This window comes from Secundilactobacillus malefermentans DSM 5705 = KCTC 3548 (genome assembly GCF_001436395.1).
GTDB lineage: Bacteria > Bacillota > Bacilli > Lactobacillales > Lactobacillaceae > Secundilactobacillus > Secundilactobacillus malefermentans.
This window is the reverse complement of the sequence record NZ_AZGJ01000143.1, coordinates 1-369: the sequence shown is the minus strand read 5'-3', so window position 1 is coordinate 369 and position 369 is coordinate 1. Positions and strand designations below refer to the sequence as shown.

The window sequence follows — 369 nt, the reverse complement described above, 5'->3', positions numbered from 1 at the left end:
CTAATTTGTTCTTGCAATTTGGGCCTACATTTTTACGTTTTTATGGACGCTTCTTTTGATTATTCCAGGAATTATTAAGTCCATCGCATACTCACAGGCTTACTTAATCTATAAGGATTCTGTCGATAGCGGAAATCCTGATGTTCGCTACCTCGAATGCATTACCAAGAGTCGGGCGCTGATGAACGGCCATAAAGGCGAGTATTTTGTGTTACAACTTAGTTATCTAGGATGGGCCATTTTAAGCGGGATAACATTGGGTATCGGCTTCATTTGGCTTGTGCCATACATGCGCGCAACGAATACGAATTTCTATCGCCATTTAGTTAAATAGATTAGTGAAAATGTGGCTCTCTGTCAAATCCTGTT

Annotated in this window: 1 protein-coding gene; it reads left to right on the top strand. The window is 40.4% G+C overall.

The features are described 5' to 3' along the window. The first annotated feature begins 16 nt into the window (after positions 1 to 16). Complete coding sequence (locus FD44_RS10210; RefSeq protein WP_082618788.1) at positions 17 to 334, top strand: DUF975 family protein; 318 nt, start codon at positions 17 to 19, stop codon at positions 332 to 334. The last annotated feature ends 35 nt before the right edge of the window (positions 335 to 369 follow it).